We start from the raw sequence: 15,337 nt of genomic DNA, 5'->3' as shown, positions 1-15,337 counted from the left end.
GGGGAGGAACTTCGTGATCGAGCCGGTAGCAGTCATAGGTGCCGGGCCCTTCGGCCTGTCCACCGCCGCCCATCTGCGGGCGCGCGGCATCCCCGTCCGGGTCTTCGGCGATCCCATGGTCAGCTGGCGCGACCACATGCCGGCCGGGATGATCCTGAAGTCCACCCCGGCCGCCTCCAGCCTGGACTGCCCGCAGCGCGGGCACACCCTCGCCGACTACTGCGACGCGGCGGGCGTCCGCCGGCTGGTCACCGACGAGGACGTCATCCCGGTGGAGACCTTCATCGGCTACGGCGAGTGGTTCCAGCAGAAACTGGTGCCCGAGCTGGAGCGGGTGCGGGTGGTCTCCGTGGACCGGCACAAGACGGATCAGCGCAAGGCGGGAGGCCCGGCGGGCTTCGAACTGAAGCTGGACTCGGGGGAGTCGTTGACGGCCCGCGCGGTCGTCGTCGCCACCGGCCTGTCCGGGCTCGCCCGCCTTCCCGCCGAGCTTGCCGGGGCGGGCGCGGACGGACCGGCGGGGCCGGTCTCGCACAGCTCCCAGCACCACGACCTGACCCGCTTCTCCGGCAAGGAGCTGATCGTCGTCGGTGCCGGGCAGTCCGCGCTGGAGACGGCGGCCCTCGCCGCCGAGGCCGGCGCCCGGGTGCGGGTGGTCTCGCGAGGGCGCGGCAGGGTGGCCTTCGGCGCCCCGCCCTGGGACCAGCCGAAGCTGCGCCCCGAGTCGCCGTTCGGCCGTGCCTGGTCCCTGTGGGCGCTCAGCTACTACCCGCACCCCTACCGCTACCTCCCGGCGGGGACCCGCCACTACCTGGTCCGCCGGGTGCTCGGCCCGCTCGGCGCCTGGTGGCTGCGCGACCGCTTCGAGGGCAAGGTCCAGGTCCGCGAGGTCGCCGCGGTGACCGGCGCCGACACCGCGGACGGCGCCCCGGTCCTCACCGTCCGCACCCACGAGGGCGGCACCGAGCGCCTCACCGCCGACCACGTCATAGCCGCCACCGGCTACCGCGTGGACATCGCCGCGATGGACTTCCTCGGCCCCGGGCTCCGCACCCGCGTCGCGGCCAGCCGGGGCGCCCCGAGACTCGGCGCCGGACACGTCTCCTCCGTGCCCGGCCTCTACTTCACAGGGCTCCCGGCGGCGGCATCGTACGGCCCGGTCATGCGCTTCGTGTGCGGTACGGAGTTCGCCTCACCGCGCCTGGCCGGGCACCTGGCGGCGGCCCACGCCTGACACGCCGGGGCCGGAGCGTCACCCGGCCCCGAGGCGCAGCCCCAACAGCTTGCGTGCCGCGTCCAGTTCGGCGCCGTCGCCGTCCCCGTCGAACCGGAGTCCGAGCCGCCGGACCTTCTCGGCGTACAGCGCACCGCCGGCCGGGTCCCCGGGGCCGTTGCCGAGCATCTCGAACCCGTCGAGGAGCCGGCGCGCGAAGTTCCAGCGGGCCTCGCCCGGGACCTCGGGGTGTCTTTCGGCCTCGTACCGGATCTCCGGGTTGTGGCCGATCGCCACATATGGTCCGCGGTCGTCGTCGTCCACCCGCCAGGTACGGAACGACAACCCGTGGATCTCCGGCCGCAGTTTCCCCGGGAGGCGCTCCGGCACTCCGGTCGCCGCCTCCTGCGGATACGTCCGGAAGTCCCCCCGTCCGTCCGTCACGACCAGCACCCCCGTCGGATCAGCGAAACCGGCTCACCCCAAACGTAACGCCCGCCACTGACAACGGCCCCATCACGGAGGCGGCGGGCGCCACTTGAGGCCGAAACGCACAGTGAGTCCCAGGGGCGTGCTGTCCGTATTCTCTGATCATGGTCGCACCCTCCCCGTACTCACTGATCGCCACCGACCTGGACGGCACGCTGCTGCGCGACGACGACACCCTCTCGGAACGGTCGCTCGCCGCGCTTGCGCGGGCCGTCCGGGCCGGTGCCCGGCACCTCGTGGTGACCGGCCGTCCCGCGCCGAGAGTGCGCCCGCTCCTCGACGACCTCGGCTGCACGGGACTCGCGGTCTGCGGCCAGGGCGCGCAGGTGTACGACGCCGGCGCGGACCGGCTGCTGTGGTCGGTCACCCTGGACCGGGAACTCGCGGAGACCGCGCTCGGCAAGATCGAGGCCGAGGTCGGCCAGGTGTACGCGGCGGTCGACCAGGACGGCGTGGACGGGCTCACGCTCATCGAGCCGGGCTATCTGATGCCCCACCCCACGCTGCCCGCTCTGCGCGTCGCCCGGCGTGACGACCTGTGGTGCGCGCCCATCAGCAAGGTGCTGCTGCGCCACCACACCCTGTCCGACGACGAACTGGCGGCGACCGCCCGTTCGGTGGTCGGGTCGCTGGCGACGGTCACCATGTCGGGGCCGGGGACCGTCGAACTCCAGCCCTGCGGGGTGACCAAGGCGACCGGGCTCGCGCTGGCCGCCGGCCATCTGGGGCTGAGCCCCGGACGGGCCATCGCCTTCGGTGACATGCCCAACGACATCCCGATGTTCGAGTGGGCGGCCTACGGGGTGGCGATGGCAAACGCTCACCCCGAACTCAAGGCGCTGGCCGACGAGATCACGACGTCGAACGAGGACGACGGCATCGCCGTCGTCCTCGAAAGACTCTTCGACTGACGTGGGACGTCGGTCAGTACGCGCCGTGGACGTTGTCCATCGAGCCGTACCGCGCGGCGGCGTAGTTGCAGGCGGCGGTGATGTTCGCGACCGGGTCGTAGATGTCGAACGACGTGCCGGCCACGTGGTAGGTCTTGAACGTCGGGTCGATGACCTGGAGCAGGCCCTTGGACGGGATGCCCTTGGCCGCGTTGGAGTCCCAGAGGTTGATGGCCCGCGGGTTGCCGGAGGACTCCCGAATGATGTTGCGGTAGATGCCGTGGTAGGTGCCCGGGATGCGCTTCTCCCTCATGATCGCGAGCGACTCGCGGATCCAGCCGTCGAGGTTGTTCGGGTACCCGGCGAGGGTGGTCGAGGCCGTCGAGGTGGAGGACCCGGCGGCGGAGGCGGCGGTCGCCCCGATGAGCGGGAGGGCGAGGACGGCGGCGCCGGTGCCGGCGACGACGAGCGTGCGGATGATGCGGTTACGGCGGGGAGTGCGGTGCTGGTCGGCAGCAAGCATGGCGTTGTTCCTCTCCGTCGCCTGCGAGGTGAGCTGTCGGGTTCGGGCCCGGGGAGTGCCCGGCCGCATCGCCCGAAGGCGATGCGACTTCACCCCTAGCCGTTCCGGAACGACGTCTGTCCGATGACGTCGGCCGCCCGGTCCGGCGACTTACCTGGGTCCCCCGCTCCTGCCGTGCGAATGAACTCGTCGATGGGTTACGACGGGCGGCGGCAGGATTCGGCGTCCGCCCGGCGAGCGGGAACGTATGCGAGGGCACATGTCCGGAACAAGTACCTGATTCACAGAACACACCGATTGACCTTGCGATGAGGCGTATGGGGTACTTGATCCTTTGCAGCTGCCAACCCTCAACTGGCCCACGGGGAAAGGGAAGGAAGGGTCCCCTTATGGACCTTGCGCCATCCAGGTCCACGTGACCTACTTCACGAAACCGCAATAACGGCAAATCGGGCATGAGGGATTCTTGGAATCCGCCTTTTTCCTGGTTCGACGGAAAACCGCCCCGCTTTCATTCGTGCGGATTGCCCCGGTCGGGGGCGGCGGAGTGGGTACTTATGGGGGTGATTTCAATGAGTAGTCCGAATTGTCTGACCAGGTGCTTCTCGGGGCGCCCTCCGTCGGCCTAGGAGGCTCCGGGTGTGCGCGTGCCACTGACCCGCCGGGGGTGGGAAGTTGGGTGCGCAGACGAAGCGCGTCGCGTCGAGGGAAGGGTGATGGGGCGTCGTTCCGTCGGTCGAGGGGGTGACGGCCGAGGGGGTGCCGATCGGGGGAATGCTGAGGAGCGGAGGAAGGGTGTACGGGTGTGCACGAGGTGCCGCCGTTCGTGCACCGGGTGTCCCCGGTGGAGTCGGCGGGTGGCGGAGGGGGTGCGCCCGGGCAGGTGATGTCGGCCGGGGGAGCTCTGGGGCCGTTTCCGGGCGGCGGCCGGGTGGAAGGTCTGCGGCCGGTACGGGACACGGCCTGTGCCCTGGTTCGGGACAAGTGCCCGTACTTCCTGTTAAGTCAGGGGATGTCAGGTCGTATCGGCTGATCAAAAACATAACGGTCGTGATCCGATAGCGCCCGGGGTGTAACCGTGGGCGCTATCGGTGATCGAAACCCGACCGGATACGCTGACTTGAGTGAGGGCAGCGACCTATCGACAAACCGCGTAATCGCCAGTAGACACCAGCAGACAGGAGACCCCTCGTGACCGTCGTCGGGCCGTTCGGGCTGAGCGTGCGGGACCAGGCTCTGGAAGCCGATGTCCAGGCCGGATTGACGGCTGTCGAGGAAGGCTTGCTAGAAGCCACCAAGAGCGAGGTCCCGTTCATCACGGAGGCCGCGCAGCACCTCGTGCGGGCCGGGGGCAAGCGGTTCCGCCCGCTGCTGGTGATGCTCGCCGCGCAGTTCGGCGACCCGTACGCGCCCGGTGTCGTGCCGTCGGCCGTCGTCGTCGAGCTCACCCACCTGGCCACGCTGTACCACGACGACGTCATGGACGAGGCGTCCGTGCGGCGCGGGGTCGACAGCGCCAACACCCGCTGGGGCAACTCGCTCGCCGTCCTCACCGGCGACTTCCTCTTCGCGCGCGCCTCCCAGATCCTCGCCGACCTCGGTCCCGAGGCGGTCCGGGTCCAGGCCCTCGCGTTCGAGCGCCTGGTGACCGGTCAGATCCTGGAGACGGCCGGCCCGTCGGACGGCCGTGACCCGGTCGACCACTACCTCGACGTGCTCAGCGGCAAGACCGGCTCGCTGGTCGCCGTCTCCTGCCGCTTCGGCGCGATGCTGTCCGGTGCCGACGAGACGGTCGTCGACGTCCTCACCCAGTACGGCGAACGGCTCGGTGTCGCCTTCCAGCTCGCCGACGACGTCCTGGACATCGCCTCCGACTCCCACGAGTCCGGGAAGACTCCGGGGACCGACCTCCGCGAGGGCGTGCCCACGCTTCCGGTGCTGCGGCTGCGGGAGCTGGCGGCCAGGTCGGGGCTGGCCGAGGACATCGCCCTGTGCGAGCTGCTGGACTCCGACCTCACGGACGACGCGCGGCACGCGGAGGCCCTGACGGCCCTGCGGGCGCACCCGGCGCTGGAGCTGGCCCGCCGGGACGCGGTCCGGTACGCGGAGGAGGCGCGCGCCGCGCTGGCTCCGCTGCCGGAGTGCGACCCCAAGGCCGCGCTGGTGGAGCTGTGCGACGCGGTGGTGCACCGGGCCGGATAGTCTCCGGCGGGTCGCGCTCATGTGATCCAGGTCGCATCATTGGACTGAGTCTAATCCAGGATCTGTTCCGTACTCCTCGCCAGAAGCCGACGCAGGGGGCGTCGGCTGACACAGGGGGAGAAAACGGAATCATGGTCATCGACGCAACGCGCCGCAAGAGCCTCGTCGCCGCAGCCATCACCGTCACCGCTCTCGGCGGTGCCGCCGTCCCGGCATCCGCCGCCACCAGCCACAGCTCCGCCACCAGCCACAGCTCCGCCGCCTCCGTCGTCCTCGCCGCCAGTCTGCGCGGTGCCAACGAGGTACCCGTCGCCGGTGGGCCCGCCGTCGGGGACAAGGACGGCGCCGCGCTGGAGTTCATCCAGGTCAAGGGGGACAAGGTGACCGTCGCCGTGACCTGGCGCGGCACCGCCGAGCCCACCGACCTGCACATCCACCAGGGCGCCAAGGGCACCAATGGCGGCGTCAAGATCGACTTCGGGAAGCTGCTGAAGAAGGCCGAGGGCCACAGCGTCACCGGCAGCGTCAAGGTCACCGACAAGGCCCTGCTCAAGCAGCTCACCACCGACCCCGGAGCCTTCTACGCCAACCTGCACACCGCCGAGTTCCCCGGCGGAGCCCTCCGCGGCCAGCTGCACGCCGTCACCACCGTCTCCGACCTCAGGGGCGGCTTCCAGGCCTCCGTCGTCACCGGCAAGCAGATCTACCAGTGCAAGCCCGCCGACGGCGGCGGCTACGCCTTCGCCCAGCGGGATGTCAGCGCCAAGCTCGGCGGCGGTATCCGCCACTCCTTCGTCGCGCCGAACTCCGGCACCCCGCAGTGGGTCGCACCCGACGGCACCGCGGTCACCGGAGCCGTCCTGACCAAGACGCCGAACGGCACCGGCAACATCCCCGAACTGGACCTCAAGACCACCCGGTCCGGCAAGAAGCACGGGCTGCTCGCCCACACCGGCGAGATCCTGCGCCTCAACACCGTCGGCGGCGTCGCCCCGGCCGGCTCCTGCACCCCGGGTGCCGTCGTCGGTGTCCCCTACTCGGCGGACTACGTGTTCGTGCAGCACTGAGCCGACACGGCACGTGACAGGAGGCGCCTTCGCCGCCCGACCCCTACGGGTCGGGGAAGGCGCCTCCACCCTTGTGTCATACCGCAGGTGTACACGGAGTTGGCTCCGTGGTCTGACGCTTCTCCGCCCCCGATTTGGTGAGATGGAAACCACGGAAATCACCACCACTCACCGATTCGGGTGAGAATGGCGGCTCAGGGTGGGACACGTGCGAGGACGGCCGCCGCCGACTACGGAGGTAGGGCACACATGGCACCGTACGAATCCGACGACAGCACGGGGGCCGCGCAGGCCGACGACGAGCTGCGCGCCGAGTTGCGCACCGAGCGGCGGCGCAAGGCCGCACGGTACGTCGTCCCGGTCGCGGTGGTGGGCGTGGCCGCGGCCACGATCGGCCTGGTCCCGGCACTCGCCGACTCCGGCGACCCCAACCTGCCGAAGATCACCGCGCAGGAACTCATCGACAAGATCGCCAAGTCGGACGTGCAGCAGCTGTCCGGCACCGTGAAGGTCAGCACCGACCTCGGCCTGCCCGACCTCGGCGGTCTGGAGAGCAGCCTGCTGTCCGGGGCCACCCAGGGCAGCGGCGACGGCTCGTCGGCCGACCCCACCAGCAAGCTCACCGAGCTGGCCTCCGGCACGCACACCCTGCGGGTGGCCGCCGACGGCCCCGAGAAGCAGAAGGTGTCGGTGCTGGAGAGCGGCGCCGAGTACAGCCTCATCCACAACGGCACCGACGTGTGGGGCTACGACAGCAAGTCCAACGAGGTTTACCACTCCACCGCCGCCGACTCCGGCAAGGCCGAGCAGCACGAGACCCCGGCCACGCCGAAGGACTTCGCCGACGAGGTCCTCAAGTCGGTCGACGACACCACGTCGGTGACGGTCGACGGCACCGCCCAGGTGGCCGGCCGGGACGCCTACCGCCTGGTCATCAAGCCCAAGCAGTCCGGTACGACGGTCGGTGCGATCAGCATCGCGGTGGACGCCAAGACCGGTACGCCGCTGAAGTTCACGCTCACCCCGTCGAGCGGCGGCGCTGCCGTGGTCGACGCCGGCTACACCCAGGTCAGCTTCGCGAAGCCGGCCGCCTCCACCTTCGACTTCACCCCGCCCAAGGGCGCCAAGGTCACCGAGGGCGACAAGGCCGGCAAGGACAGCAAGACCGACGGGTCGGACAAGGGCGGCAAGGCCTCCGAGACGCCCGGCCACGGCTCCGCCAAGGGCCTCGACAAGTCCGGCTTCGACGTCCTCGGCAAGGACTGGAACTCCATAGCCGTCCTCGACACCGGCAGCAAGGCCGGGCTGCCCACCGGCTCCGCCTCCGGCGGCGGCGACCTGAGCGGCTTCCTCGGCTCGCTCGGCGACCCCGTCTCCGGCAAGTTCGGCAAGGGCACCGTCTTCTCCACCCGGCTGATCAACGCCCTGATCACGGACAACGGCAAGGTGTACGTCGGCGCCGTGGACAAGGCGGCACTGCTGAAGGCGGCCAACGCGGGCTAGCCCGGGGTGGCACGGGTGCGGTAAGCAGCCTTTGCCGTACGACGAATCGAGGGAGCCGATGGACCGACCGTCCGCCACGGAACGGGAGCCGGAGGCCCCGGAGGACCCCGGATCCCCGGGAGATCCCGGGGATCCGGGGGAGCGCGCTCCGGTGGGAGCGGGTGTCATCGACACCCGCGGCCTCACCAAGCGCTACCGCGGCGGACAGCTCGCCGTGGACGGTCTCGACCTGTCCGTCCCCGCGGGCAGCGTCTTCGGCTTCCTCGGCCCGAACGGCTCCGGCAAGACCACCACCATCCGCATGCTGATGGGCCTGATCGCGCCCACCTCGGGCACCGCCCGCGTCCTCGGCCACCCGATGCCGCGCGCGTCCCGCGTCGTACTGCCCCAGGTCGGCGCCCTCATCGAGGGCCCGGCGCTGTACGGCTTCCTCTCCGGCCGCGACAACCTGCTGCGGTACGACGCCGCCGACCCGGCCGCCGACCCCCGCACCCGGCGCGCACGCGTCGAGGCCGCGCTGGACCGGGTCGGCCTCGCGGCCGCCGCGGCGAAGAAGGCGAAGGCCTACTCCCTCGGGATGAAGCAGCGCCTGGGCCTTGCCGCCGCGCTGCTCCAGCCCCGCAAGCTGCTGGTCCTGGACGAGCCGACCAACGGCCTCGACCCGCAGGGCATGCGGGAGATCCGCGCCCTGGTCCGGGAACTGGCCGGGGACGGCACGACCGTGTTCCTCTCCTCCCACCTCCTCGACGAGATCGAGCAGGTCTGCACCCACGCGGCCGTGATGGCGCAGGGCCGGCTGATCGCCCAGGGCGCGGTGGCCGACCTGGTGGCCGGGGCCCGCGGCCGGCTCGTGGTGACCACCCCGGACCCCCTGGAGGCGGCCCGGGTGCTCAAGGAACAGGGCGTCGCGGACGTCGTCGTCGCCGAGGACCGGGTGACCGGCGAGCCGCCCGAGCGCGACCTCGCCGAGGTGAACGCGGCGCTCGTCACGGCGGGCGTCCGGGTCCGCGGCTTCACCGTGGAACGGGCCTCGCTGGAGGACGCGTTCGTGGCACTGACCGGAGAGGGCTTCGATGTCGCAGGCTGACCTGGCCGTCGTCGAGACAGCGGCCGTGCGGCCGAACCCGCTGTGGAGCCTCGGTCTGCTGCGCAGCGAACTCGTCACCACGTTCCGGCGCTGGCGCACCCTCGTGCTGCTGGGCGTACTGGCGGCGGTGCCGATCCTCGTCGGCGTCTCCGTCAGGATCGAGACCCGGGGCGGCGGGCAGGCCGGCCGCGGCGGCGGCGAGGGCCCGGCGTTCATCGCCGAGGTCACCAACAACGGACTGTTCCTGGTGTTCACGGCGCTGGCCGCGACCCTCCCGTTCTTCCTGCCGATGGCCGTCGGGGTGGTGGCCGGGGACGCGGTCGCGGGCGAGGCCGACGCGGGCACACTGCGCTATCTGCTGGTCGCCCCGGCGGGCCGCACCCGCCTCCTGCTCGCCAAGTACGCGACGACGATGGCCTTCTGCCTGGTCGCGACCCTGGTGGTGGCCGCCTCCGCGCTCGCCGTCGGCGCGCTCCTCTTCCCGCTCGGTGACCTGACGACGATCTCCGGCACCCGGATATCCTTCGCCGACGGCCTCGGCCGCGCCCTGCTGATCGCCCTGGTGGTCGCCGTGTCCCTGGCCGGTATCGCCGCCCTCGGCCTGTTCGTGTCCACGCTGACCAACAGCGGCATCGCGGCGATGGCGACGACCGTGGGCCTGCTCATCACGGTCCAGATCCTCGACCAGATCCCCCAGCTGCACGCGCTCCAGCCGTACTTCTTCTCCCACTACTGGCTGTCCTTCGCCGACCTGATGCGCGACCCCGTCTACTGGGACGACCTGGTCAAGAACCTGGAGCTGCAGGCCCTGTACACGGCGGTGTTCGGATCGGCGGCCTGGGCGCGGTTCACGACGAGGGACATCACCGCCTAGCCCCGGGCGGGGAGGTACGTACGTTCGTACATGTTCGTACGTCCGTACGGTCCGGGTCCGCGGGCGCCCCGCCGGGTGTCCCTTCCTGGTGCGAGGCTGTGACGTCGCGGTGACGTGGGAGCCGCGCCGAGCGGCGAGACTGGACAGTACGCACGAGTACGACCGGACGCACGACCGGATGGTGACGCCGGGGGAATGAGGGCCGATGTCCCGACTCAGCCGCGAGGAGAAGCGGGAAGTCCAGCAGGAGGGGCGCCTGGTACCGGTCGACGTCCGGGTGGCGGGCGCGGCCGCGTCCGTGGACGGCGTACCGCTGCTCACGGGCCCCGGCGAGGAACCCCAGCAGGCGGTCCTCAACCACCTCCAGCGCCTCGCCCGCGCCACCGGCCGCCCGGTCCTCGCCACCGTCCACGACACCCGTATCGGTTACGTCGTCCCCCTCCAGGTGGACCTGGACGGCTCCAGCAGCTTCACCGGCGACCCGGTAAGGCTGGCCGCACCGGCCGCCGAACCCAAGGGGCAGTCCGCGCCGAGGGAAGCCGCGCCGAGGGAGCCCGCGCCGGAGGCGGCGCCGGCGTTCCCCCTGCGGGCGGTACCGCAGCCGCCCGCCGCCCCGCCGGCACCGTCCGTACCGCCGGCCCCGCCCCTGCCGCCCGCGCCGGGCACCGTCCAGCCCCCTACCGGCGTCTTCGGCCCGCCGCCAGTGATGAGCACCCCGGCCCCGGCCCCGGCCCCTGAGGCGGCCCCCGTTGCCGCCCTCGTAACCGAAGAGCCGCCCTCCGACCCGGACCTCGACCTTCGCTCCACCCCCACACCCACCCCCGCCCGAGGTTTCGACGCGGTCGCCGAGGAGGTGCTCGGGGACGAGCCCGTGACGCTGACGGCGGAAGGGGCCGCGCTGCTCACCGAGCCGGTGGCGCGGATCAACGAGGCAGTCCGGACGGGCCGTATCGAGGCGGCGGCCGAGCTCGCGGAGCGCACCGTCGCCGAGGCCGCCGCGGTCCTCGGCGACGACCACACCGAGGTGCTGCACCTGGGCGAGCTGACCGCGTACATCTCCTACCTGGCGGGCGATCCGGAGCGGGCCTTCCACCTCTCCCTCGACCTGGCCCGGCAGCGCCGGCAGGCGCGGGACGGCGAGGCGGCGTACGGGAATGTGCGGAGCGCGGCGACCGCCTGGCGCGCGGTGCGTGATCCCGAGCACGGGCTGAGCCTCGGCCGCGAGCTGATCGACCTGTGGTCGCGGCTCACCACCGAGGACGGCCCGGCGGCCGACGACATCGAGGAACTGGAGTCGGCCCGCGCCCGGATGGCCCGGCTCACGGAACGCGCCCGCCGAGCCGCCGCCCGGAACGCCTGAGCGCCGTCCTCACAACCCCGTCGTCACAGCACGCAGAACTCGTTGCCCTCCGGGTCGGCCATCACGGTCCACGCGCCGGCCGGCTCGGAGACGTGCCGCACCACGGTCGCGCCCAGCGCCTCAAGGCGTGCCACCTCGTCCGCCCGCTTCCCGTCCCCGGCGTGCAGGTCGATGTGGAGCCGGTTCTTCCCGGACTTCGCCTCCGGCACCCGCTGGAAGAGCAGCCGCCGCCCCAGCCCGGTCCCGCGCTCCTCGTCGTAGGGATCGTCCGGGTGCCGTACGGCGATCAGGTCACGGAAGGCGGCACGGCCGTGGTACTCCAGGGTGGCCGCGCCGGGCAGCGCGCCCAGCTCCAGGAGTCGTTCGACGAGCGCGCTGTTGTCCTCGGCCACGTAGTGCAGCGCGGCGGCCCAGAAGTCGGCCTGCGCGTGCGGGTCGCGGGCGTCGATGACGAGCTTCCAGTGCAGGGGTGCGGGCGTCTGCGTCATGCCGCCCACTTATAGCCGACGGCTCTGACAGTCACACCTGACTTGCGGGAGTCTCCGCGACCGGGGCCGCCGGCCGTGGTACGGGCGCCGCCGCGAGTGCCCGCGCGGCCCGGCGGGCGGTGCGCAGCGCGTCCCAGGTGAGCAGGGCGAGGGCGAGCCAGACCAGGGCGAAGCCGGCCCAGCGCTCGGCGGGCATCGCCTCGTGGAAGTAGAGGATGCCGAGCAGGAACTGGAAGACCGGCGCCAGGTACTGCAGCAGGCCGAGCGTGGAGAGCGGGACGCGGATCGCGGCGGCGCCGAAGCAGACCAGCGGGACGGCGGTGACGATGCCGGTGGAGGCCAGCAGGGCCGCGTGCCCGGCGCCGTCGTTGACGAAGCTGGACTCGCCGTGGCCGGCCAGCCACAGCAGATAGCCGAGCGCGGGCAGGAACTGGATCGCGGTCTCCGCGGCGAGTGACTCGATACCGCCGAGGTTGACCTTCTTCTTGACGAGCCCGTAGGTGGCGAAGGAGAAGGCGAGGACGAGGGAGATCCACGGCGGCTGCCCGTAGCCCACGGCCAGCACCACGACGGCGGCGAAACCGACGCCCACCGCCGCCCACTGCGCGGGCCGCAGCCGTTCCTTCAGCAGCAGCACGCCCATCGCGATGGTGACGAGCGGGTTGATGAAGTAGCCGAGCGAGGCCTCGACCACGTGCCCGGCGTTCACGGCCCAGATGTAGACGCCCCAGTTGACGGTGATCACGGCGGCGGCGACCGTCACCAGGGCCAGCCGGCGCGGCTGCCGCAGCAGTTCACCTGCCCAGGCCCAGCGCCGTACGAAGACGAGTGCGACGGCGACGAAGACCAGGGACCACACCATCCGGTGGGCCAGGATCTCGATCGACTCGGCGGGCTTCAGCAGCGGCCAGAACAGGGGGACCAGCCCCCACATCCCGTAGGCCGCGAAGCCGTTCACCAGTCCTGTCCGCCGCTCACCCTTCGATATGTCGGCCACCGGCCCTCCTCACGCCCAGCTTCTTCAGCACACCGGGATGAAGGTAGCGCCGAGCACCCCGCTCTGTCATGGCCGTATCGGTATACGGTCATGACAGAGCGGGGTGCGGTCTTCTCGGACCCGGGCGGCTTACTTGAGCGCGGCGGTGATCGCCTCGGAGATCGGGGAGGTCGGGCGGCCGGCCAGGCGGGAGAGGTCGCCGGAGTCGACGACCAGCTCGCCCTTGGCGATCGACGCGTCGACGTCGACCAGGATCGCGGCAAACGGCTCCGGCAGGCCGGCGCCCGTCAGGATGCCCTGGAGCACCTCGCCGGGCACGGAGTTGTAGGCGATCTCCTTGCCGGTCTGCTTCGTGAGCTCGGCCGCGTACTCGGCGAAGCTCCAGGCGACGTCGCCGCCCAGCTCGTACGTCTGGTTCTCGTGGTCCTCACCGGTCAGCACGGCGACCGCGGCGGCCGCGTAGTCGGCGCGGGAGGCCGAGGAGACCCGGCCCTCGCCGGCGGCCGTGACGACGGCGTCGTGCGCGAGGACCGGGGCGAGGTTCTCGGTGTAGTTCTCGTGGTACCAGCCGTTGCGCAGCAGGGCGTACGGCAGGCCGGAGGCGAGCAGCACCTCCTCGGTGGCGCGGTGGTCGTCCGCCAGCGAGGCGTGCAGGCTGCCCGGGGCGCTGGTGTACGCCAGCAGGGCCACGCCGGCCGCCTTGGCGGCGTCGATGACGACCTTGTGCTGGGCGGGGCGGCCCTTGTCGAACTCGTTGCCGGAGATCAGCAGCACCTTGTCGCCGGCGGCGAAGAGGCCGTCGAAGGTCTCGGGGGCGTTGTAGTCCGCGACGGCGATCTTCACGCCCGCGGCGGCGAAGTCGGCGGCCTTGGCCTCGTCGCGTACGACGGCGGTGATCTGCTCGGCCGGGACCTTCTCCAGCAGCTGCGTCACGACGTGACGGCCGAGGTGTCCGGTAGCTCCGGTGACAACGATGCTCATGGTGTGCGATCTCCTTGTGGGGTTCCGATATCACTAACCCTAGGGGGTGCGCTAACCAGAAGAAAGTACCCACTTTGAAGTAAGGTACCGGCATGACCGTAAGTGCCGCTGAAGTCGATCCGCCGAAGGCCGGGAAGTACGTCGTCGGCGCGGAGATGTGCCCGTACCGCCTGGTCCTGGAGCACGTCACCAGCCGCTGGGGCGTCCTGGTCCTGATCGAGCTCCTCGACCGCCCCCACCGCTTCAGCGAACTGCGCCGCGCGATCGGCCGGGTCAGCGAGAAGATGCTCACCCAGACCCTGCAGACCCTGGAACGCGACGGCCTCGTCCACCGGGACGCCAAGCCCGTCATCCCGCCCCGCGTCGACTACTCCCTCACCGACCTCGGCCGCGAGGCCGCCCAGCAGGTGCGGGACCTGGCGCTGTGGACCGAGCGGCGGATGGCGGACGTGGAGCGGGCCCGGACGGCGTACGACGACGCGAAGCGCGCCTGAGGCCGCTTGAACCCCGGGGACACGAGTGGGGCCCGGACGGCACGGTCCGGGCCCCACCCAGGGCTTCCTCGGGTCCTCGGGTCCTCGGGTCTTTGGGGCCTTGGGTCAGCCCGCGACCGTCCAGGTGTCCCCGCCGGCCAGCAGCGCCGCCAGGTCGCCCTTGCCGTGCTGTTCGACGGCGGTGTCCAGCTGCTCGGACATCCGGACGTCGTAGACGGGCCGTTCCACCGAGCGGAAGACGCCGAGGGGCGTGTGGTGCAGAGTGTCGGGGTCGGCCAGCCGGGACAGCGCGAAGGCCGTGGTGGGGGAGGGGGAGCGGGCGTCGTGCACGAGGACCTCGGACTCGTTCTCCGCGCTCACGTCGACCACTTTCAGATCGCCGGTGAGCCGGTCCCGTACGACACCGCGCGCACCGTCCGCGCCGAAGCGGACGGGCTGCCCGTGCTCCAGACGGATCACCGCCTCGTCCGCCGACTGCCTGTCCTTGAGAGCGTCGAAGGCGCCGTCGTTGAAGATGTTGCAGTTCTGGTAGATCTCGATCAGGGCCGTGCCCGGGTGGGCGGCGGCCGCGCGCAGCACCTCCGTCAGGTGCCTGCGGTCGGAGTCGATCGTGCGTGCCACGAAGGACGCCTCCGCGCCGATCGCCAGCGACACCGGGTTGAACGGGGCGTCCAGCGAGCCCATCGGCGTCGACTTGGTGATCTTGCCGACCTCGGACGTCGGCGAGTACTGCCCCTTCGTCAACCCGTAGATCCGGTTGTTGAACAGCAGGATCTTCAAGTTGACGTTGCGGCGCAGGGCATGGATCAGGTGATTGCCGCCGATGGACAGCGCGTCACCGTCACCGGTCACCACCCACACGGACAGGTCCCGCCGGCTGGTCGCCAGCCCGGTCGCGATCGCGGGAGCGCGGCCGTGGATGGAGTGCATTCCGTACGTGTTCATGTAGTACGGGAAACGTGACGAGCAGCCGATGCCCGAGACGAAGACGATGTTCTCCCTCGCCAGTCCCAGCTCCGGCATGAACCCCTGCACGGCCGCCAGGATCGCGTAGTCACCGCAGCCCGGGCACCAGCGCACCTCCTGGTCGGACTTGAAGTCCTTCATGGACTGCTTGGCCTCGGCCTTGGGGACGAGCTGCAGCAGTCCGTCGGTGGCGTCGGTCATGG

Annotated in this window: 15 protein-coding genes and 1 riboswitch; of the genes, 9 read left to right on the top strand and 6 right to left on the bottom strand. The window is 71.3% G+C overall.

All coding sequences use genetic code 11. The annotated features are described in order from the left end of the window. Positions 1-13 precede the first annotated feature (13 nt). The gene (locus SSP29_RS06890) at positions 14-1,234 is read left to right on the top strand and encodes an FAD-dependent oxidoreductase (RefSeq protein ID WP_089099523.1); all 1,221 of its coding nucleotides are present in this window, start codon (positions 14-16) and stop codon (positions 1,232-1,234) included. 18 nt (positions 1,235-1,252) lie between these two features. Here SSP29_RS06890 and SSP29_RS06885 read toward each other — a convergent pair whose 3' ends face one another. Further along, complete coding sequence (locus SSP29_RS06885; protein WP_145968861.1) at positions 1,253-1,657, bottom strand: hypothetical protein; 405 nt, start codon at positions 1,655-1,657, stop codon at positions 1,253-1,255. Positions 1,658-1,806: 149 nt separating this feature from the next. Between SSP29_RS06885 and SSP29_RS06880 the strand changes: the two genes are divergently transcribed. Continuing rightward, positions 1,807-2,613: an HAD family hydrolase gene (locus SSP29_RS06880; RefSeq protein WP_089099521.1), complete on the top strand. Its 807-nt coding sequence runs from the start codon at positions 1,807-1,809 to the stop codon at positions 2,611-2,613. A gap of 13 nt (positions 2,614-2,626) precedes the next feature. On the opposite strand, the gene SSP29_RS06875 is transcribed toward SSP29_RS06880, so the two are convergent. After that, complete coding sequence (locus SSP29_RS06875) at positions 2,627-3,115, bottom strand: transglycosylase SLT domain-containing protein (RefSeq protein WP_089099520.1); 489 nt, start codon at positions 3,113-3,115, stop codon at positions 2,627-2,629. A 3-nt stretch (positions 3,116-3,118) separates the two neighbouring features. Continuing rightward, positions 3,119-3,317, bottom strand: a riboswitch (cyclic di-AMP (ydaO/yuaA leader). Between the two features lie 989 nt (positions 3,318-4,306). On the opposite strand from SSP29_RS06875, the gene SSP29_RS06870 reads away from it, so the two are divergent. The 6 genes from SSP29_RS06870 to SSP29_RS06845 all read left to right on the top strand — a co-directional run bounded on the left by SSP29_RS06870 (position 4,307) and on the right by SSP29_RS06845 (position 11,208). Continuing rightward, on the top strand, positions 4,307-5,317 hold the full coding sequence (locus SSP29_RS06870) for a polyprenyl synthetase family protein (RefSeq protein ID WP_089099519.1): 1,011 nt from the start codon (positions 4,307-4,309) through the stop codon (positions 5,315-5,317). A gap of 131 nt (positions 5,318-5,448) precedes the next feature. Continuing rightward, a complete protein-coding gene (locus tag SSP29_RS06865; RefSeq protein WP_089099518.1) occupies positions 5,449-6,384 on the top strand; it encodes a CHRD domain-containing protein in 936 nt (311 codons plus the stop codon). Between the two features lie 249 nt (positions 6,385-6,633). Then, positions 6,634-7,887 (top strand): LolA family protein, encoded by a 1,254-nt coding sequence (locus SSP29_RS06860; RefSeq protein ID WP_089099517.1) that lies wholly within the window; start codon positions 6,634-6,636, stop codon positions 7,885-7,887. A gap of 58 nt (positions 7,888-7,945) precedes the next feature. Continuing rightward, entirely contained in the window at positions 7,946-8,974 is a 1,029-nt protein-coding gene (locus SSP29_RS06855) for an ABC transporter ATP-binding protein (protein ID WP_089099516.1), read from the top strand. After that, positions 8,961-9,848 carry an ABC transporter permease gene (locus SSP29_RS06850; RefSeq protein WP_089099515.1) on the top strand — a complete coding sequence of 296 codons (888 nt, stop codon included), beginning with the start codon at positions 8,961-8,963 and terminating at the stop codon, positions 9,846-9,848. The genes SSP29_RS06855 and SSP29_RS06850 overlap by 14 nt, the downstream gene beginning before the upstream one ends. A gap of 205 nt (positions 9,849-10,053) precedes the next feature. Beyond that, a complete protein-coding gene (locus SSP29_RS06845; protein WP_089099514.1) occupies positions 10,054-11,208 on the top strand; it encodes a hypothetical protein in 1,155 nt (384 codons plus the stop codon). A 23-nt stretch (positions 11,209-11,231) separates the two neighbouring features. On the opposite strand, the gene SSP29_RS06840 is transcribed toward SSP29_RS06845, so the two are convergent. The 3 genes from SSP29_RS06840 to SSP29_RS06830 form a co-directional block, all read right to left on the bottom strand. Beyond that, on the bottom strand, positions 11,232-11,696 hold the full coding sequence (locus SSP29_RS06840) for a VOC family protein (RefSeq protein WP_089099513.1): 465 nt from the start codon (positions 11,694-11,696) through the stop codon (positions 11,232-11,234). 31 nt (positions 11,697-11,727) lie between these two features. Beyond that, positions 11,728-12,693: an EamA family transporter RarD gene (gene rarD, locus SSP29_RS06835; protein WP_089099512.1), complete on the bottom strand. Its 966-nt coding sequence runs from the start codon at positions 12,691-12,693 to the stop codon at positions 11,728-11,730. A 129-nt stretch (positions 12,694-12,822) separates the two neighbouring features. Further along, positions 12,823-13,674, bottom strand: coding sequence for an SDR family oxidoreductase (locus SSP29_RS06830; protein ID WP_089099511.1), 852 nt, complete (start codon positions 13,672-13,674; stop codon positions 12,823-12,825). Positions 13,675-13,766: 92 nt separating this feature from the next. On the opposite strand from SSP29_RS06830, the gene SSP29_RS06825 reads away from it, so the two are divergent. Beyond that, the gene (locus tag SSP29_RS06825; RefSeq protein ID WP_150133670.1) at positions 13,767-14,168 is read left to right on the top strand and encodes a winged helix-turn-helix transcriptional regulator; all 402 of its coding nucleotides are present in this window, start codon (positions 13,767-13,769) and stop codon (positions 14,166-14,168) included. 105 nt (positions 14,169-14,273) lie between these two features. On the opposite strand, the gene SSP29_RS06820 is transcribed toward SSP29_RS06825, so the two are convergent. Beyond that, the gene (locus SSP29_RS06820) at positions 14,274-15,335 is read right to left on the bottom strand and encodes a 2-oxoacid:ferredoxin oxidoreductase subunit beta (RefSeq protein ID WP_089099510.1); all 1,062 of its coding nucleotides are present in this window, start codon (positions 15,333-15,335) and stop codon (positions 14,274-14,276) included. Positions 15,336-15,337: the final 2 nt, after the last annotated feature.

It is taken from the genome of Streptomyces hyaluromycini (assembly GCF_002217755.1).
GTDB lineage: Bacteria > Actinomycetota > Actinomycetes > Streptomycetales > Streptomycetaceae > Streptomyces > Streptomyces hyaluromycini.
The sequence above is the reverse complement of the archived record's forward strand: the minus strand, read 5'-3'. Positions and strand labels throughout refer to the sequence as shown.